Origin of the sequence: Paraburkholderia bengalensis, from assembly GCF_037126505.1 — a bacterium.
Taxonomy (GTDB): Bacteria; Pseudomonadota; Gammaproteobacteria; order Burkholderiales; family Burkholderiaceae; genus Paraburkholderia; species Paraburkholderia bengalensis.
This window is the reverse complement of the sequence record NZ_JACFYJ010000058.1, coordinates 12,978-30,952: the sequence shown is the minus strand read 5'-3', so window position 1 is coordinate 30,952 and position 17,975 is coordinate 12,978. Positions and strand designations below refer to the sequence as shown.

Annotated in this window: 15 protein-coding genes; 6 read left to right on the top strand and 9 right to left on the bottom strand. The window is 63.4% G+C overall.

Features of this window, described 5'->3' with window-relative positions; genetic code table 11:
- Window positions 1-5 precede the first annotated feature (5 nt).
- The 6 genes from H3V53_RS27770 to kdsD all read right to left on the bottom strand — a co-directional run bounded on the left by H3V53_RS27770 (window position 6) and on the right by kdsD (window position 5,358).
- Window positions 6-1,523, bottom strand: coding sequence for an RNA polymerase factor sigma-54 (locus H3V53_RS27770; RefSeq protein ID WP_336600669.1), 1,518 nt, complete (start codon window positions 1,521-1,523; stop codon window positions 6-8).
- 208 nt (window positions 1,524-1,731) lie between these two features.
- Window positions 1,732-2,514: an LPS export ABC transporter ATP-binding protein gene (gene lptB, locus H3V53_RS27765; protein WP_336600668.1), complete on the bottom strand. Its 783-nt coding sequence runs from the start codon at window positions 2,512-2,514 to the stop codon at window positions 1,732-1,734.
- The gene (gene lptA / locus H3V53_RS27760; RefSeq protein WP_336600667.1) at window positions 2,511-3,188 is read right to left on the bottom strand and encodes a lipopolysaccharide transport periplasmic protein LptA; all 678 of its coding nucleotides are present in this window, start codon (window positions 3,186-3,188) and stop codon (window positions 2,511-2,513) included. Before lptA ends, lptB begins: the two co-directional genes overlap by 4 nt.
- A gap of 21 nt (window positions 3,189-3,209) precedes the next feature.
- Window positions 3,210-3,815: an LPS export ABC transporter periplasmic protein LptC gene (gene lptC, locus H3V53_RS27755; RefSeq protein ID WP_054917376.1), complete on the bottom strand. Its 606-nt coding sequence runs from the start codon at window positions 3,813-3,815 to the stop codon at window positions 3,210-3,212.
- Window positions 3,812-4,375: a KdsC family phosphatase gene (locus H3V53_RS27750; protein WP_336600666.1), complete on the bottom strand. Its 564-nt coding sequence runs from the start codon at window positions 4,373-4,375 to the stop codon at window positions 3,812-3,814. Before H3V53_RS27750 ends, lptC begins: the two co-directional genes overlap by 4 nt.
- Window positions 4,375-5,358 (bottom strand): arabinose 5-phosphate isomerase KdsD, encoded by a 984-nt coding sequence (kdsD, locus tag H3V53_RS27745; protein ID WP_336600665.1) that lies wholly within the window; start codon window positions 5,356-5,358, stop codon window positions 4,375-4,377. The genes H3V53_RS27750 and kdsD overlap by 1 nt, the downstream gene beginning before the upstream one ends.
- Window positions 5,359-5,518: 160 nt before the next feature.
- On the opposite strand from kdsD, the gene H3V53_RS27740 reads away from it, so the two are divergent.
- The 5 genes from H3V53_RS27740 (at window position 5,519) to purU (ending at window position 10,654) form a co-directional block, all read left to right on the top strand.
- Window positions 5,519-7,522, top strand: coding sequence for a monovalent cation:proton antiporter family protein (locus H3V53_RS27740; RefSeq protein ID WP_336600664.1), 2,004 nt, complete (start codon window positions 5,519-5,521; stop codon window positions 7,520-7,522).
- Between the two features lie 122 nt (window positions 7,523-7,644).
- Complete coding sequence (locus tag H3V53_RS27735; protein ID WP_336600663.1) at window positions 7,645-8,211, top strand: adenine phosphoribosyltransferase; 567 nt, start codon at window positions 7,645-7,647, stop codon at window positions 8,209-8,211.
- Window positions 8,212-8,233: 22 nt separating this feature from the next.
- On the top strand, window positions 8,234-8,848 hold the full coding sequence (locus tag H3V53_RS27730) for a LysE family translocator (protein ID WP_336600662.1): 615 nt from the start codon (window positions 8,234-8,236) through the stop codon (window positions 8,846-8,848).
- Window positions 8,849-8,887: 39 nt separating this feature from the next.
- Window positions 8,888-9,736: an NUDIX hydrolase gene (locus H3V53_RS27725; protein ID WP_336600661.1), complete on the top strand. Its 849-nt coding sequence runs from the start codon at window positions 8,888-8,890 to the stop codon at window positions 9,734-9,736.
- 54 nt (window positions 9,737-9,790) lie between these two features.
- Window positions 9,791-10,654 carry a formyltetrahydrofolate deformylase gene (purU, locus tag H3V53_RS27720; protein ID WP_054917361.1) on the top strand — a complete coding sequence of 288 codons (864 nt, stop codon included), beginning with the start codon at window positions 9,791-9,793 and terminating at the stop codon, window positions 10,652-10,654.
- 67 nt (window positions 10,655-10,721) lie between these two features.
- Here purU and H3V53_RS27715 read toward each other — a convergent pair whose 3' ends face one another.
- The 3 genes from H3V53_RS27715 to uvrA form a co-directional block, all read right to left on the bottom strand.
- Complete coding sequence (locus H3V53_RS27715; protein ID WP_336600660.1) at window positions 10,722-11,963, bottom strand: PepSY-associated TM helix domain-containing protein; 1,242 nt, start codon at window positions 11,961-11,963, stop codon at window positions 10,722-10,724.
- Between the two features lie 217 nt (window positions 11,964-12,180).
- Window positions 12,181-13,266, bottom strand: coding sequence for an AI-2E family transporter (locus H3V53_RS27710; protein WP_336600659.1), 1,086 nt, complete (start codon window positions 13,264-13,266; stop codon window positions 12,181-12,183).
- Between the two features lie 21 nt (window positions 13,267-13,287).
- Window positions 13,288-16,461, bottom strand: coding sequence for an excinuclease ABC subunit UvrA (gene uvrA, locus H3V53_RS27705; protein WP_336600658.1), 3,174 nt, complete (start codon window positions 16,459-16,461; stop codon window positions 13,288-13,290).
- Window positions 16,462-16,744: 283 nt separating this feature from the next.
- On the opposite strand from uvrA, the gene H3V53_RS27700 reads away from it, so the two are divergent.
- On the top strand, window positions 16,745-17,932 hold the full coding sequence (locus tag H3V53_RS27700; protein WP_336600657.1) for an MFS transporter: 1,188 nt from the start codon (window positions 16,745-16,747) through the stop codon (window positions 17,930-17,932).
- Window positions 17,933-17,975: the final 43 nt, after the last annotated feature.

The window sequence follows — 17,975 nt, the reverse complement described above, 5'->3', positions numbered from 1 at the left end:
GCGGGCTAAAGAGACTTGCGCAGATTGACTGCCGGAATTTTCAGTGCTTCGCGGTATTTCGCAACTGTACGGCGCGCGACGACGAAACCCTGTTCGGCCAGCAGTTCGGCAATGCGGCTGTCTGAAAGAGGAGATTTGGTGTCTTCTGCTCCTATCAGTTGCTTGATGAGCGCGCGAATGGCCGTTGAAGAGGCCGCGCCCCCGGTGTCGGTGGAGACGTGCGATCCGAAGAAGTACTTAAATTCAAGCGTCCCGAATGGGGTGAGCATGTACTTGCCGGTTGTCACACGCGAGACCGTCGACTCATGTAAACCCAGCGTATCAGCTATTTCCCGCAAAACCAAGGGGCGCATGGCAATTTCGCCGTGGGCGAAAAAGTTCTTTTGACGCTCGACAATTGCCTGCGCCACACGCAGGATCGTCTCGAAACGCTGCTGGATATTCTTGATCAGCCAACGCGCTTCCTGCAGTTGCTGGCGCAGCGAGCCGCTGCCCGGATCGCCGCGATTGTTGCGCAGGATGTTCGCGTACAGATGGTTGATCCGCAGCTTCGGCACGACTTCGGGATTCAGTTCGGCGAGCCATCCCTGTGCCGTTTTGCGCACCATGATGTCGGGCACCACATAGTCCGCTTCCGCCTTGCCGTACGACGCACCGGGAAACGGTTCGAGCGAGCGGATCAGCGCATGGGCTTCGCGAAGATCGTCGTCGCTGGCCTTCAGGTATTTGCGCAGGCGCGTAAAGTCGCGCGCGGCCAGCAGTTCGAGATGATGCGCGACGATATCCAGCGCGAGCGTGCGCGTGGGCGAAGGATCGAGCCGGCAAAGTTGCAGGCGCAGGCATTCCGATGCCGAGCGCGCGCCAACGCCCGCGGGATCGAAGCTATGCAGCAGCGCGAGCGCCGCGTTCAGTTCATCCGTGTCGACTTCGAGTTCTTCGGGCAGATCGGCGAGAATTTCGTCGAATGTGGCCGTCAGATAACCATCGTCGTCGAGCGATTCGATCAGGAACGTGACGAGCGCACGGTCGCGCGGGCTGGCCTGCGTCACGCGCAGTTGTGCCGTCAGGTGATCGCGCAGCGTTGTGGTCGATTCGTGGATTTGCAGCGGCGGCAGATCGTCGTCGTCCGATGCATTGCCCGAACGGCCGTAATCGTCGAGATTCCACTGGTTCGAATCGGCATTCGCGTCCGCGCCCAGGCCGTTGTATTCGTCGACGCCCTGCGGCTCGCCGCTTTCGCTGCTTTCGCCCGACGAAGCGGACGACGACGACGGCGGCGCGCTCGACATTTCCTCCGGCGCGGCATTCTGCGACGTCTGCGCGATGACAGTCCCGTCGGCGGCAACGCGCAACGGACTCGCGATCCAGTCGTCCTCCGCTTCGAGCAGCGGATTCTGGGAGATCGCCATCGAGACTTCCTGTTGCAGTTCAAGCGTAGACAGCTGCAGCAGCCGGATTGACTGCTGCAGTTGTGGTGTCAGCGCAAGATGCTGCGACAGGCGGAGTTGGAGGCTGGCTTTCATGGCAAGTTGTGATTCATTGTAGAGAGTTTGCCACGACCGCGATACCTTGCGACACCCGCAAAAACGCGTGGGCCGAGATTTTGGCGCGGACAGGCCCTACCACGCGGCAGCGTAGCCCGTCAAAATTACTGAACCTGTTTGACACGGCCAAAAGATGTCTGGCCGAAGGGGCGGGCGGCACGCGGCGTCCACGCGCCGCGTGCGCGTGTTACATGCGGAAGTGTTCGCCCAGATAGACGCGGCGTACACTCTCGTTCTCAATGATGTCGCCGGGCGCGCCGGCCGCGAGCACGCTGCCGTCGCTGATGATATATGCGTGATCGCAGATACCGAGCGTCTCCCGGACGTTGTGATCCGTGATGAGCACGCCGATGTTGCGCTGTTTCAGAAATTTCACGATCTTCTGAATTTCCAGCACGGCGATGGGATCGACGCCCGCGAACGGCTCGTCGAGCAGAATGAAGCTCGGATTGGTGGCCAGCGCGCGCGCGATTTCGACGCGGCGGCGCTCGCCACCCGACAGCGACAGCGCCGGATTCTCGCGCAAATGGGCGATCTGCAGTTCGTCGAGCAGCGCTTCCGTGCGCGACGCGATGGCGTCTTTCGACAGGCGCTTGCCGTCGTCGCTGACCTGCAGCTCGAGCACCGCGCGAATGTTCTGCTCGACCGAGAGCTTGCGAAATACGGACGCTTCCTGCGGCAGATACGACAGGCCGAGCGACGCGCGCTTGTGGATGGGCAGCAGACTGATCGACTTGCCGTCCAGGTCGATCTCGCCGGCGTCGAGCGGCACGAGGCCGACGATCATGTAGAACGACGTGGTCTTGCCGGCGCCGTTCGGGCCGAGCAGGCCGACCACTTCGCCGCTTTTGACGTCGAGCGACACGTCCTTGACGACCGTGCGCGAGCCATAGCGCTTTTTCAGATTGCGGACGACCAGCGAACTGCTGGTGCCGGCGGGCTTGCGGTTGGGAAGGGCAGGGGCGCTCACGGCTTCGTCGTTCCTTGTCCCTGGAATTGCGTGGAGGGTTGCAGCGTCGCGGGCGGCCCGCTGAGCGGTGCCGCGCCGCCGTTGCGCGGCGACAGCATCGCGCGCACCCGGCCGCCCGGATTGCCGGGACCCGCGACGTCCTTGCCAGCCTTGGCCGTGTAGAAGTCGTTCTGGCCGTCGTACGTGATGACGCTGCCGTGCACCTCGTCCATTACCGTGGACAGGCCTTGCAGGCGGCGCACCGTCGCGCGCGTGGTCAGCGTGGTCAGATCCTGTTTGCCGTCGTAGTCGATGCGTTCGGCATCGCCGTCGATATATTCGTCGACGCCATCGCGCTTCTGGCGGAAATACGCGAGGTTCTTGCCCGTCGACGTGCCCGTTGCATACTGGTAGCCCTGCGGGTCCTGCGTCACTTCGACGCGATCCGCCTTGATGACGATCGTGCCTTTGGTCGCGACCACGTGGCCGGTGAAGACGTTGACCTGCTTGAGGTCGTCGTAAGTCATGTTGTCCGCTTCGATATTGAGCGGCTTGTCCTTGTCGGCACGTTCGGCGTGCGCGAGCGGCGCGACACCGGCGAGCGGCAATGCGATCAACAGGGCCGCAAGCCCGGCGCGGCTCGCGCAAAGCGCGCGCAGGCGGCCGGATACAAAACGGGGGAACGATTCGTTCATGCAGTCACGCTGGAATTTGGATTACCCGGGTTGCTTCTGGGAGCCGCCGGAGTCGACGGGGGCGATTGCGCCACGCACGTTGCCGAAGAGCTGCATGACCCGGGTCACGTTGTTGTAGTTCATGCCGTTGGCCGTCATGATCGACTGGCCGCGCAGCAGTTTAACCGGCTTTTCCGTCTCGATCACATCGTCGTTCACGAGCACGCGAAAATGCGACGAGTCGGCCTGCATGCGCGGATCGCCGCCGCCGGCATCGCGCACGATGCGCGCGTTGTCGTACAGATCGACGATCGACGCATCGGCGTTCACCGTGCCGCGGTCGCCCGTTGCCGTCACGGTCGGCTTGCCCGGCTGGAACGCGCGGATGGCGGGCATGGTCAGGTCACTGACTTCATTGTCCTCATAGTGAACGAGCTTCTGCGCGGTCAACCGGTACTGCGTCGAGCCCGACTGGTCGAGTTCGGACACCGAGAAATTGTCAGCGAAATAGTCGGGCGTATGTTGCTTCGGCTTGACGAGGCCCTCGTCCTTGCGCGGCAGCGTGGCCTGCAGCAGCCAGTACGTGATGCCGGCGAGCGCCGCCATCGCAACGAGGGGTATCAGCGAAGTCCAGCGAAACTGGTTCATCCGACGAGGCCTCGCGGCGTCTCGCCGCTGCATGCGGCCGCGAGCAGCGCGTCATAACGGCCTTGCGCGCGCAGCAGCGCGTCGCAGACTTCGCGCACGGCGCCGTGGCCGCCGCGTGCTTCGCTGACCCAATGGGCGCGCGCGATCACTTCGGGATGCGAGTTGGCCGGCGCGGCCGCGAAGCCGACTTTCAGCATCACGGCGAGATCGACCCAGTCGTCGCCCATGTAGCCGCATTCGTCAGGTGTGCGGCCTGTTTCCTTCAGCAACTGCGCGAATGCCTCAAGCTTGTGTTCGACGCCCTGATACACATGCGTGATGCGCAGATTTTCCGCGCGCTTCGCGACGATCTCCGACTTGCGCCCCGTGATGATCGCCGTGTCGATGCCCGCTTCGCGCAGCAGCTTGGCGCCGTGACCGTCCATCGAGTTGAACGCCTTCATGGTGTCGCCTTCGGCCGTAAACAGCAGGCTGCCGTCGGTGAGCACGCCGTCGACGTCGAAAATCATCAGCTTCACGCGGCTCGCGCGTTCGGCCGCGGTCAAGGCGGCAGGGGCCATCAGATCACCTTCTTGGAAAACAGATCGTGCATGTTGAGCGCGCCGATCAGCTTGCCTGCTTCATCGACGACGAGCATCTGATTGATCCGGTGGCGCTCCATCAGTTCCACGGCTTCGACGGCGAGCCGGTCGGGGCCGATGGTGCGCGGCCCATGTGTCATCACGGAACTGATCGACAGCGTGCGGAAATCGCCGTCGCGTTCGAGCACGCGGCGCAGGTCGCCGTCGGTGAAAATGCCTTTGACGCGTTCGTTTTCGTCGACGATGGCCGTCATGCCCATGCGCTTGGCCGTCAGCTGGAACAGCGCATCGCGCACGGTGGAGTCCACCAGCACCTTCGGAACCTGGTCGCCCGTGCGCATCACATCGCGTACGTAGGTGAGCAGGCGCCGGCCGAGCGCGCCGCCCGGATGCGAGCGCGCGAAGTCGTCGGCGCCGAAGCCGCGCGCTTCGAGTACGGCCACGGCGAGCGCGTCGCCGAGCGCGAGCGCGGCCGTCGTGCTAGCCGTCGGCGCGAGATTGTTCGGACATGCTTCTTTTTCGACGCCGCAATATAGATGGACGTCGGCGATCCTGGCGAGGCTTGAACCGGGGCGGCCCGTCATCGCGATCATCTTCGCGCCGAGGCGCTTGACGAGCGGCAGAATCGCGACGAGTTCTTCCGATTCGCCGGAATTCGACATGCCGATGAACACGTCGTCGGCCGTCACCATGCCGAGATCGCCGTGGCTGGCTTCGGCGGGATGCACGAAGAACGCGGGCGTGCCCGTGCTGGCAAGCGTCGCCGCCAGCTTGCGCGCGATATGGCCGGACTTGCCGATGCCCGACACGACCACGCGTCCACGGCAGCCGAGAATGAAGTCGATCGCTTCGACGAAGGCGTCGTCGAGATGGTCGCGAAGGGAGCGCACGGCGTCCGCTTCGATGTCGAGCACGTCGCGAGCGAGCGCAAGTGCCCGATCGCCATTGATTTTCGCTATCATCCGGGGAGTATAGCAAAAGGCGCTTGCTCGCCGCGCCGGGACTGACCTTTCCGGACATTGCCGTCGCCGGTTCTCAACCGGGTCTCTCAAACTTGCCGCGCGGGCGTTTCGCGCCGCTTTGCCGACGAACCAGGACGCTCGCTCCGATGCGCTTTTGCCGATGATTTCCCCGCTCGAAATGACGCTGTTCCTGCTGCTGGCTTCGGTGGTGGGCGTCGTCGTGTTCCGCTATCTGAACCTGCCGCCGATGCTCGGCTATCTGTCGGTCGGCATCGTCGTCGGGCCGCACGCGTTCGGCATCGTGCCGGACTCGGTCGGTGCGCAGAATCTCGCCGAATTCGGCGTCGTGTTCCTGATGTTCTCGATCGGGCTGGAGTTCTCGCTGGCGAAGTTGCGCGCGATGCGCCGGCTCGTGTTCGGCATGGGGCTGCTGCAGGTGCTCGGCACGATTGCCGTCGCCGTGTCGCTCGGTTTCGTGCTGGAGCGCTGGGTGCATATTTCGTGGCAGGCGAGCATCGCGCTGGGCGGCGCGCTCGCGATGTCGTCGACGGCCATCGTCAGCAAGCTGCTGGCGGAGCGGCTCGAAATCGAGACCGAGCATGGCCGCAATATCTTTGGCGTGCTGCTGTTCCAGGATCTGGCCGTCGTGCCGCTGTTGATCATCATTTCGGCGCTGGGCGGCAGTTCGGACGATCTGGTGAAATCGCTCGGCATCGCGTCGATCAAGATCGTGATCGCGCTGGCGCTGCTGCTGATCGTCGGGCAGAAGTTCATGACGCGCTGGTTCAACGTGGTCGCGCGGCGCCGCTCGCAGGAACTGTTCGTCCTGAACCTGCTGCTCGTCACGCTCGGCGCGGCGTTCATCACGGACAAATTCGGCCTGTCGCTCGCGCTGGGCGCGTTCATCGCGGGCATGCTGATCGCGGAGACGCCGTACCGCCATCAGGTGGAAGAGGACATCAAGCCGTTTCGCGACGTGCTGCTCGGCCTCTTCTTCGTGACGACGGGCATGCTGCTCAATCCGATGGTGATCTGGCAGCATCCGCTGATCGTGCTCGCGTTCCTGATTGGCCCGGTGCTGCTGAAGGCCGTGATGATCACGGGCCTCGCGCGCCTGTTCGGCGCGACGCCCGGCGTGGCGATGCGCACGGGCATCGGGCTGGCGCAAGCGGGCGAATTCGGCTTCGTGCTGTTGAACCTGATTCTCGATAAACACTTGGTCGACGCCACTTTGCTCCAGGCGATCCTCGCCGCCATGCTGCTGTCGATGCTTGCTGCGCCATTCCTGATCCAGAACGCGGACCGGATCGTGCTGCGGCTGTCGTCGACTGAATGGATGATGCAGTCGTTGCAGATGACGCGCATCGCGACGCAAAGCCTGAAGCAAAGCGGCCACGTGATCATCTGCGGCTATGGGCGCGCCGGGCAGAACCTCGCGCGCATGCTGGAGCACGAAGGGTTGTCGTATGTCGCGCTCGACCTCGATCCCGACCGCGTCGCGGCGGCGGCGGCGGCGGGCGAATCGGTGGTGTTCGGCGACGCCGGGCGGCGCGAGTCGCTGCTCGCGGCGGGCATCCATCGTGCGGCGACGGTGGCGATCACCTATGCGAACACGCCGTCGGCGTTGCGCGTGCTGCACAACATCCACGAACTCGAACCGACGCTGCCCGTGATCGTGCGCACCGTTGACGACAGCGATCTCGAAAAATTGCTCGCTGCCGGCGCGACGGAGGTGATTCCGGAGATCGTCGAAGGCAGTCTGATGCTCGCGTCGCACACGCTCGTCGTGATGGGCGTGCCGATGCGGCGCGTCGTACGGCGCGTCGAGGAACTGCGCGACGAGCGCTACAGTCTGCTGCGCGGTTATTTTCACGGCGCGGATGACGTCGATGACGACGACGGCCACGAACAGGTGCGGCTACAATCGGTGCCCGTCGACGAGAAGTCGGATGCCGTGGGCCGAACGCTGGAAGAACTCGGGCTGTTCGATCTCGGCGTCGAGGTGACGGCGATCCGCCGCCACGGTATTCGCGGCGTCGAGCCCGATCCGTCGACCAAGCTGCGCGCGAGCGACATCGTCGTGCTGCGCGGCTTGCCCGAAGCGCTGGCAGAAGCGGAAGAGCGTCTGTCGAAGCATCGGCGCCCCGGCGCGGCGGCGGCCTGACGCTTGCTGCTGTTCACGAAATTTCACGCGGCGCGCGGCGCTCACGCCGTTGACGAATGAGCGCCACATTCAAGCAACTCACTGGAACTATCTGGGTCGTCGACGACCCGTCTGGAGTCATCATGTCCAACGCGCCCGCGAACCAGCCGTTCGATCCGGCCGAATACATCAACAGCCAGATCCGCACGGTGCCCGACTGGCCGCAGGCGGGCGTGCAGTTTCGCGACATCACGCCGCTGCTGCAAAAGCCGAAGACGCTGCGCGTGCTGATCGATCTGTTCGTGCAGCGCTATATCGACCAGAAGCTCGATTACATTGCGGGACTCGACGCGCGCGGCTTCATCATCGGGCCGATTCTCGCGTATGAGCTGAACCTCGGCTTCATCCCCATCCGCAAGGTCGGCAAGCTGCCGTACAAGACGGTGTCCGAGTCGTACGAACTCGAATACGGCACGGCGACCGTCGAGATCCACGAGGACGCCTGCAAGCCCGGCGACCGTATCGTGATCGTCGACGACCTGATCGCGACGGGCGGCACGATGATGGCGGGCAAGAAGCTGCTCGAACGGCTAGGCGCGACCGTGATCGAAGGCGCGGCGATCATCGATCTGCCCGAACTCGGCGGCTCGAAGCTGCTGCGCGACGCGGGCTTGCCGCTCTACACCGTCACCACGTTCGCTGGCCACTGATCCTCGCTGACCGACACACGCAATGCCCAATTTCCTGCTCTTTCTCGCGACGTCGATAGCAATCACGTTCGCGCCCGGTCCAGACAATCTCCAGGTGCTCGCGCGTGGCATTTCGCAAGGCCGCGCGGCCGGCTTCGTCGCGGCGCTCGGCTTCGCGGCAGGCATTTCGTTTCACACGACGCTCGCGGCGCTCGGCGTTGCGGCCGTGCTGCGTTCGTCGCCCGTCGCGTTCGAGCTCATCAAGCTCGCGGGCGCCGCGTATCTGGTCTGGATCGGCATCAAGGCGATTCGCAGCAAAGGCCTCGCGACGGCGCACGAGCGCGCGCCGCAGCCGCTCGCGTCGATCTTCCGTCAGAGCGTGATCGGCAACGTGCTGAACCCGAAGGTGACGCTGTTCTTCGTCGTGTTCCTGCCGCAATTCGTCGATCCGCACGGCGCGCAAAGCGTCACGCTGCAGATGCTCGAACTCGGTGCGCTGTTCATGCTGCAGACGGTGGTCGTGTTCTCGCTGTTCGGCGTGTGCGCGGGCATGATCGGCGGATGGCTGAAGCGTCGTCCGCGCGCAGGCGTGTGGCTCGACCGGCTGGCGGGCGCGACGTTCATCGCGATCGGCATTCGCGTCGCGCTGCGCGACTGATTCGACGCCCTTATTTTTCACGCGCTGTCTGGAGCACACATGTCTTTGCCTTGCATCGTCGCCGCGCGCCGTTTCGATCCTGCGCAGCATCGGCCGTTCATGATCGACGACGAGCGTGTCGGCTGGATTCGTGCGGGCGACGTGCCGCTGCTCGAACGCTGGCCCGACGTGTTCGACATCGATGCGCACAAGGTCGCGCTCGCGCCGCACTTCAATTCGATCGCACTGCGCAGCGCGGCGCTCGGCTCGGTGATCGGCGCGTTCGCTGCCGAAGGCCGCATTCCCGGCTGGCGCGATGAAACCTACGCGATCCGCAATGCATTCGATGCGCCGCCGCTCGCGTACATCGAGCGCGCGGCGTCGCGCTTCTTCGGCACGATGACGTACGCGGTGCATCTGAACGGCGTCGTAGAATATACGGATCACGCGCCGCAATTGTGGATCGCGCGCCGCAGCGACACGAAGGCAACCGATCCGGGCATGCTCGACAACGTGGTCGCGGGCGGCATCGGCTGGGGTTTCAGTCTGGCCGAGACGATCGTCAAGGAATGCTGGGAGGAAGCGGGCATTCCCGAAGCGATTGCCGTTCGCGCCGTTGCGGGGCGCACAGCGCACGTGCTGCAATCGTTGCCCGAAGGCACGCAGGCCGAGCAGATTTTCATCTACGACCTCGCGCTGCCCGAAGACTTTGCGCCGCGCAATCAGGACGGCGAAGTCGGCGAACATCGGCTGGCGCGCATCGAAGATGTCGCGCAGGCCATCGAAGAAGGCGCGATGACCGTCGATGCAAGCCTCGCGACGCTCGATTGCATGCTGCGCCGCCGCTGGATCGACGAAGACGCGTGCATCGGTATCGACACATTGTTCGCGCCGCCGGTCTTCGATTGAAAGCGCACGCCACGAATCACGAAACACGCACTGAAGAAGGGAGTCACCGAGGTCATGTCGACCGAACACAGCTTTATTCTCAAACTGTCGTGCGCCGATCGGCCCGGCATCGTTCACGCCGTGTCGGGCTTTCTGTTCGAGCGCGGCAGCAACATCCTCGACTCCGCGCAATTCGGCGACAGCCACACGGGTGAATTTTTCATGCGCGTCCACTTCCAGCAAGTGGGCGGCGATCCCGGCCTCGATGCGCTGCGCGCCGCGTTCGCAACGCTCGCCGAGCAGTTCGGCATGCGTTGGGAATTGCACGACGCGAACGTGAAGCCGCGCGTCGTAATCATGGTGTCGAAGATCGGCCATTGCCTGAACGATCTGCTGTTCCGCTATCGCACGGGGCAACTGAACATCGAGATTCCCGCGATCATCTCGAACCACAAGGAGTTCTATCAGCTTGCCGCGAGCTACGACATTCCGTTCCACCACTTCCCGCTGACGTCGAAGGACACGAAGGCGCAGCAGGAAGCGCGTGTGCTCGAAGTGATCGACGAATGCAAGGCCGACCTCGTGGTGCTCGCGCGCTACATGCAGATTCTGTCGCCGGAGCTGTGCGCGAAGCTCGAAGGCCGCGCGATCAACATTCACCACTCGTTCCTGCCGAGCTTCAAGGGCGCGAAGCCGTATTACCAGGCGTTCGATCGCGGCGTGAAGCTGATCGGCGCAACGGCGCACTACGTAACGACGGATCTCGACGAAGGCCCGATCATCGAGCAGGAAGTGGAGCGTGTCGATCACAGCATGACGCCGGATCAACTGACGGCGATCGGTCGCGATGTGGAATGCGTGACGCTCGCGCGCGCAGTGAAGTGGCACGTCGAGCATCGGATCGTGCTGAACGGCAGCAAGACGGTCGTGTTCCGCTGATTCGTTTTTCTTCGACGAAGCAGGCGCGTGTCCTAAGAGAACGCGCCGGTTTTTTATTGGCGCAGCGTCATTGCGACGCCGCGCGTTCCGTCTGCTGCGTTCCGACCCGCTGCGTCGGTGCTTTGCGCGCGCTCGATGCCGCGCGTCGTCCGTTGAGCTTCTTCAGCCAGATCGTCAGCCCCGTCACGCTCAGCACGGCGACCAGCACACCGACGCAACTGATCAGAATGCGTCCGCCGATGCCGAGAATGCGCCCCGAGTGCAGCGGGAATTGCGCCTGCGTGAAGAGGTCGCCCGCCGTCCCTTTGCCGGGAATCTGCGCGCCGAGTGGTTGGCCCGTCTGCGCATTCCAGTAAGTCCACGCGTTGCCGAGACCGCCGTCGCCGTGATCGTCGCCGGCACCGAAGTAGCCGATGCCGTACACATGGAACATCGGCGCGTAGTAGATCGCGCCTGGCGGCGCCTCGATATGCCTGTCGACGCGCGCCTGCTCGGCCTTCTTGAGAATGTCCTCGCGTGCGATGGGCGCTTCATTGGGCTTCGCAGTGGGCAGCAGCGACGGATCGGTGAACGGCGTCGGCGTGAGCGTCGAAAACAGCTTCACGATGGGCTGTACGACGGGCGTCGACAGATTCATCGATACCGACGTCACCGCCATCATCAGCAGCAATCCCCAGATCCATACGCCGCCCGAGCGGTGCAGATCGAACGTGAGGGCATAGCCGCCGCGCCGCACGCGGAACGCAAACGACTTCTTCCATGCCCTCACGCTCGGAAACGCCAGCACGAGCGCAATCACGCAGTCGAAAATCCACACGATGCCGACGATGCCCATCAGCCACGTGCCGATGTCGATGTCGCCCACGAAAGGCAGGAACAGCGTGTAGTGCAGCTTGTAGATGAACGGCATCAGGTTCAGCCGCGCCACTGACAACGCGCCCCATTCGCGGCGGCTCTGGATGTCGCCCGTCGCGGGATCGACGGCGATCTGATGGAAATCGAGCGGATACGGCTGGTTCGTCTTTGGGTCGACGCGCGGCAATACCATCATTTGCAACGCGTGACCTTTCTCGACGGACATCGGCAGGTACGTCACCTGCAGGCGCGGGTCGCTGGCCTCGACGCGGCGCGCCAGTTCCAGCGAAGACAGCGGCGGCGCGTCGCTGCGGGCATAGAAGAACGTCGGGTTGAGCAGCGCGTCGAGTTCGTGATCCCACGCGATCAGCGCGCCCGTCAGCCCGGCGACGAACAGAAACAGCGCCGTCCCGATGCCAAACCAGCGATGCAGGCGCACGAGCACAGCTCTCATACGCGGCTCCCGTCGAAGGCGGCGGCCACGGAGGGCGGAAAAATGACGAACATGACAGCGCAACTCACTCGCAAATAAGAATTATTCGCATCTTATGGGGTGAGCGCGTGTGTCGCAAGTGTTTCGTAAAGCCGGGCGGATGCCGGGAATGTGTGCGGAAACCGATCAGACGTCGGCCGCTGGTTGGATCAGAGGAAAACGCGCGTGTAACGGCCTATCACACGAGCCGCAAATAGATCAGCTCGCGCTTGATGTACGCATAGAAAATGGGCGCGGCAATCACACCGGGAATGCCGAACGCCGCTTCCATCACGAGCATCGCGATCAGCAGTTCCCATGCGCGCGCCTCGATTTGTCCGCCGATGATGCGCGCGTTCAGGAAGTATTCGAGCTTGTGGATCAGGATCAGGAAGATCAGTGCGGTGACGGCGGCCGGAAAGCTCACCGACAGCGCGACGGCCACGATCAGCGTGTTCGAGATCAGATTGCCGATCACGGGCAGCAGGCCCACGATGAACGTGATGATGACGAGCGTTTTCGCCATCGGCAGTGGCGCATGAAACAGGGGCAACAGCAGCAACAGGAAGATGCCCGTGAACACGGTGTTGATCGCGGAGATCTTCACTTGCGCGAAGACGATACGGCGGAACGCATCGGCGAAACGGCTGACGCGCGTGATGAAAGCCGTCGACAGCGGCAGCCGTTGCATATGCTTTTGCGCGCCGACCGCGATGATCGCGCCGATGATCATGCCGATCAGCACATGCGTGAAGATGCGCGCGGCATTCTTGCCGCCTTGCGACAGCGTGCTGGCGTGCGTCTGCATCAGCACGGCGGCCTTTTCCTTCATCTGTTCGGTGGAAACGGGCAGATTCTGCGCGATGAATTGCGGCAGCCGCCCGCGCGCCTGATCGATCAGCGACATGGCCTGATCGAGCAGCTTTTGCACGCTGGGCACGTCCTGCTCGAAGTGCTCGATGATGGCGAGGGTGAAGCCCGTCAAGGCGCCGACGATCACCACGGACAGAATCACCACCGAGAGCCAGCGCGCGCGCCCGCCTGACATGTGCTTCTCGATGCGCGGCGCGAGCACGTGGACGAGCTGGAACACCAGCATGCCGGCGAGCAGCGCGCCGAGCAGTTTGAGTTCGAGCACCGCCCACATCGCGAGGAGCGCAACGAGATAGCTGCCGATTTCGACCGCCGACAGCTTCGGCAGGCTCATGTCGCTGGTCAGCCTGACCGGGCGAGGGCGCAGATCCTGCACCTGCCCGTCATCGCGGGCCTGATTACGCTTGGCCATGGCTCTCTATCGTCTCCAACTTCAGGTTTTGACACTCGGCTTGCCGGCTTTGGTCGTCCTGGCCGTCGTTTTGGCCGTCGCTTTAACCGCCGTTTTAACCGCCGTTTTGACCGCTACCGCTGGCTTCGCCGTCGATTTGGAAGCCGGTTTGGATGCATCCGCGGCAACGGCTTTTTTCGCCTTTGCCGGTTTGACGGCAGGTGCCGCCGATTCTTCAATCGTTTCTTCGGCCGCTTCTTCGGCGGCTTCTTCCGCTGCTTCGCTCACGGTGGCATCGGCTACTTCGTCTGCCCGTTTTTCCGTCGGCGCCCGGCTCGCTGCCGCCGCGCCCGCCATGTCGCGCTGCAACAGCGGCGCGAGATAGCGGCCGGTAAAACTTGCCTTCGACTTCGCGATCTGCTCCGGCGTGCCTTGCGCGATGATCTGCCCGCCGCCGGCGCCGCCTTCGGGACCGAGATCGATGACCCAGTCGGCCGTTTTTATCACATCGAGATTATGCTCGATGATGACCACCGTATTTCCTTGATCGCGCAACCGGTGGATCACTTCCAGCAGCAGCGCGATGTCGTGGAAGTGCAGGCCCGTGGTCGGTTCGTCGAGGATATACAGCGTGCGGCCCGTATCGCGCTTGCTCAGCTCCAGCGACAGCTTCACGCGCTGCGCCTCGCCGCCCGACAGCGTGGTCGCCGACTGGCCGAGCCGGATATAGCCGAGCCCCACATCCAGCAGCGTCTTCAGCTTGCGCGCGACGACGGGCACTGCCTTGAAGAAGTCGTACGCGTGCTCGACCGTCATCTCCAGCACTTCGCTGATGTTCTGGCCTTTGTAGAGAATATCCAGCGTCTCGCGGTTGTACCGTTTGCCGTGACACACATCGCACGGCACGTAGACGTCGGGCAGAAAGTGCATTTCGACTTTCAGCACGCCATCGCCCTGGCACGATTCGCAGCGTCCGCCCTTCACGTTGAACGAGAAGCGGCCCGGATCGTAGCCGCGTTCTTTCGCGGCGGGCACGCCCGCGAACAGTTCACGGATCGGCGTGAACACGCCCGTGTAAGTGGCGGGATTCGAGCGCGGCGTGCGGCCGATCGGCGATTGATCGACGTTGATGACCTTGTCGAAATGCTCGAGGCCTTCGATTGCCTCGAACGGCGACGGCTCCGTCGATGAACCGTACAGGTGTTGCGCGACGGCGTGATAGAGCGTGTCGTTGATCAGCGTCGACTTGCCCGAGCCCGACACGCCCGTCACGCAGGTCAGGAGACCGACGGGCAGATCGAGCGTCACGTGCTTCAGGTTGTTGCCGTACGCCTCGACGATGCGCAGATGACGCTCGTCGGCCTGCTTGCGGTCGTCGGGGAATTCGATACGTCGCGTGCCCGACAGATACTGGCCCGTCATCGAAGCGGGATCGGCCTGAACTTGCGTGGGCGTGCCTTCGGCGATCACCATGCCGCCGTGCTCGCCCGCGCCCGGCCCCATATCGACGACGTAATCGGCCATGCGGATCATGTCTTCGTCGTGCTCGACGACGATCACCGAATTGCCGAGATCGCGCAAATGCTTGAGCGTGGAGATGAGCCGGTCGTTGTCGCGCTGATGCAGACCGATGGACGGCTCGTCGAGCACGTACATCACGCCCGTCAGCCCCGAGCCGATCTGCGACGCGAGCCGGATGCGCTGCGCTTCGCCGCCCGACAACGTTTCGGCGCTGCGTTCCAGCGACAGGTAATCGAGCCCGACGTTATTCAGGAACATCAGCCGCGCGACGATCTCTTTGATCACCTTGTCGGCGATTTCGCGCTTTGCGCCTTCGAGGCGCAGCGTCTGAAAATAGCCGAGCGTGTCGCGTAGCGGCCAGCCGCTGATTTCATAGATGCCGCGCGCGTCCTTCTCCACGCCGATCCGCACGAAACGCGCTTCGCGGCGCAAACGCGTGCCTTCACACGACGGACACGCCTGATTGTTCTGATACTTCGCGAGTTCTTCGCGCACCGCGACGGAATCCGTCTCGCGATAACGCCGCTCCAGATTCGGAATGATCCCTTCGAACACATGCTCGCGCACCGACGTGCGGCCGCGCTCGTTGATGTACGAGAACGGCACGGTCTGCTTGCCCGAGCCGTACAGCAGGATGTTGCGCACCTTTTCGGGCAGGTCTTCGAACGCGGTATCGATATCGAATTCGTAGAACGCCGCGAGGCTTTGCAGCATCTGGAAGTAGAACTGGTTGCGCCGGTCCCAGCCCTTCACGGCGCCCGCCGCGAGCGACAGCGACGGATGCGCGACCACCCGTTTCGGATCGAAGAACGTGATCTGGCCGAGGCCGTCGCATTCCGGGCACGCGCCCATCGGGTTGTTGAACGAGAAGAGGCGCGGCTCCAGCTCCTGCAGCGAGTACGAGCAGATCGGGCACGCGAACTTCGAGCTGAACAGATGCTCTTTGTCCGTGTCCATTTCGAGCGCGATCGCGCGGCCGTCGGCGAGACGCAGCGCCGTTTCGAACGATTCGGCCAGGCGCTGCTTCGCGTCGGCGCGCACCTTCAGACGGTCGACGACCACGTCGATCGTATGCTTGTCGTTCTTTTTCAGCTGCGGCAGCGAATCCACTTCGTAGATCTTCGCGACGCCTTCATTCGCCGTGCCGCCGCCCGAGCGCACGCGAAAACGGATGAAACCTTGCGCCTGCATGTCCTCGAACAGCTCGGTGTGCTCGCCCTTGCGGTTCGCGACCACGGGCGCGAGGATCATCAGCTTCGTGTCTTCGGGCAGCGCGAGCGCGGCGTCGACCATCTGCGAGACGCTTTGTGCCTCCAGCGGAATCTCGTGGTCCGGGCAGTAAGGCGTACCGACGCGTGCGTAAAGTAGCCGCAGGTAGTCGTGGATTTCGGTGACGGTGCCGACCGTCGAGCGCGGGTTGTGCGACGTCGCTTTCTGCTCGATGGAAATGGCGGGCGACAGGCCCTCGATCAGATCGACGTCCGGCTTTTCCATCAGTTGCAGGAATTGCCGGGCGTACGCGGACAGGCTCTCCACATAGCGGCGCTGGCCTTCGGCGTAGAGCGTGTCGAAGGCGAGCGACGACTTGCCCGAGCCGGACAGGCCGGTAATCACGACGAGCTTGTGACGCGGCAAGTCGAGATTGACGTTCTTCAGGTTGTGGGTCCGAGCCCCACGGATACGGATTTGTTCCATGAACCGGCGGGAAGAGGAGAAGGCTAAACCTGCTACTATAACGACTTTTCCAGACGGCCGTTACGGCTTCCTGACAGCGCGCAAACGGCGTGCTGACAAAGGCGAAAGCGTCGTTTTTTGCGGTCTGGCGTGGCGGTGAATGCGGTGCATATGAGGGCATTTTCCGCGGTTTGCAAGGCAGCATGTGCACGGTCCGTGCCGGCTCCGCGCGACAGACGCCGCGCATGCCCGTCCATGCAGGGCATCATGCATTCGCCGCGCGCTCATTCGAAAATCGTTCCCGATGTCCAATCCGTCCGCCACCTCTTCACGCATGAGCGCGCCTGAGCTGCGCGCGACCGTGTCGCTTGCCGCGATCTTCGCGCTGCGCATGTTGGGCCTGTTCATGATCATGCCCGTCTTCTCGATCTACGCGAAGACGATTCCGGGCGGCGACAACGTGCTGCTGGTCGGCATTGCGCTGGGCGCGTACGGCGTGACGCAATCGCTGCTGTACATCTTCTACGGCTGGGTGTCCGACATGATCGGCCGCAAGCCGGTGATTGCCGCGGGCCTGCTGATCTTCGCGCTCGGCAGCTTCGTCGCCGCGTTTGCGCACGACATGACATGGATCATCGTCGGCCGCGTGATCCAGGGGATGGGCGCGGTGTCGTCGGCTGTGATCGCGTTCATCGCGGACCTGACGGCCGAAGAACATCGCACGAAGGCGATGGCGATGGTGGGCGGCTCGATCGGCGTGTCGTTCGCGGTGGCGATCGTCGGCGCGCCGATCGTGTTTCACTGGCTCGGCATGAGCGGCCTGTTCACGCTGGTCGGCATCTTTTCGATTCTCGCGATCGGCGTCGTGCTGTGGATCGTGCCCGATGCCCCCAAGCCCGTGCACGTGCCCGCGCCGTTCCACGAAGTGCTGCACAACACGGAGCTGCTGCGCCTGAACTTCGGCGTGCTCGTGCTGCACGCCACGCAAACGGCGCTGTTCCTCGTCGTGCCGCGCATTCTCGAAGCGGGCGGCTTGCCCGTCGCGTCGCACTGGAAAATTTACCTGCCCGTGATGGGCCTCGCGTTCGTGATGATGGTTCCCGCGATCATCGCCGCAGAAAAGCGCGGCAAGATGAAGGCGGTGCTGGTGGGTGCGATTGCGCTTATCCTGATCGGCCAGTTACTTCTCGGCGTCGCTGCGCATACCATCATGTCTGTGGCGGCGATTCTGTTTGTCTACTTCCTCGGCTTCAATATTCTCGAAGCCTCTCAGCCTTCGCTGGTGTCGAAGCTGGCGCCGGGCAACCGCAAGGGCGCGGCGGCGGGCGTCTACAACACGACGCAGTCGATCGGCCTCGCAATGGGCGGCGTGATCGGCGGCTGGCTGCTGAAAGTCGATGGTCAGAGTGCAGTCTTTTTTGCCTGCTCAGGGCTCGTGGCTTGCTGGCTTATAATCGCCGCAAACATGAAGCCACCGCCGCGCAAGGCATAAGCTTTAAACGTTACGAATTTACAGGCGGCGGTCAAACGGGGCG

What these genes read in the sequence shown, in the direction of transcription:
- H3V53_RS27710 (WP_336600659.1), bottom strand. Translation starts at nt 13,266, where the DNA reads ATGGCCAAGCGTAATCAGGCCCGCGATGACGGGCAGGTGCAGGATCTG.
- lptC (WP_054917376.1), bottom strand. Translation starts at nt 3,815, where the DNA reads ATGAACCAGTTTCGCTGGACTTCGCTGATACCCCTCGTTGCGATGGCG.
- H3V53_RS27740 (WP_336600664.1), top strand. Translation starts at nt 5,519, where the DNA reads ATGATTTCCCCGCTCGAAATGACGCTGTTCCTGCTGCTGGCTTCGGTG.
- kdsD (WP_336600665.1), bottom strand. Translation starts at nt 5,358, where the DNA reads ATGATAGCGAAAATCAATGGCGATCGGGCACTTGCGCTCGCTCGCGAC.
- H3V53_RS27700 (WP_336600657.1), top strand. Translation starts at nt 16,745, where the DNA reads ATGTCCAATCCGTCCGCCACCTCTTCACGCATGAGCGCGCCTGAGCTG.
- uvrA (WP_336600658.1), bottom strand. Translation starts at nt 16,461, where the DNA reads ATGGAACAAATCCGTATCCGTGGGGCTCGGACCCACAACCTGAAGAAC.
- H3V53_RS27725 (WP_336600661.1), top strand. Translation starts at nt 8,888, where the DNA reads ATGTCTTTGCCTTGCATCGTCGCCGCGCGCCGTTTCGATCCTGCGCAG.
- H3V53_RS27735 (WP_336600663.1), top strand. Translation starts at nt 7,645, where the DNA reads ATGTCCAACGCGCCCGCGAACCAGCCGTTCGATCCGGCCGAATACATC.
- H3V53_RS27715 (WP_336600660.1), bottom strand. Translation starts at nt 11,963, where the DNA reads ATGAGAGCTGTGCTCGTGCGCCTGCATCGCTGGTTTGGCATCGGGACG.
- purU (WP_054917361.1), top strand. Translation starts at nt 9,791, where the DNA reads ATGTCGACCGAACACAGCTTTATTCTCAAACTGTCGTGCGCCGATCGG.
- lptA (WP_336600667.1), bottom strand. Translation starts at nt 3,188, where the DNA reads ATGAACGAATCGTTCCCCCGTTTTGTATCCGGCCGCCTGCGCGCGCTT.
- H3V53_RS27770 (WP_336600669.1), bottom strand. Translation starts at nt 1,523, where the DNA reads ATGAAAGCCAGCCTCCAACTCCGCCTGTCGCAGCATCTTGCGCTGACA.
- H3V53_RS27730 (WP_336600662.1), top strand. Translation starts at nt 8,234, where the DNA reads ATGCCCAATTTCCTGCTCTTTCTCGCGACGTCGATAGCAATCACGTTC.
- H3V53_RS27750 (WP_336600666.1), bottom strand. Translation starts at nt 4,375, where the DNA reads ATGGCCCCTGCCGCCTTGACCGCGGCCGAACGCGCGAGCCGCGTGAAG.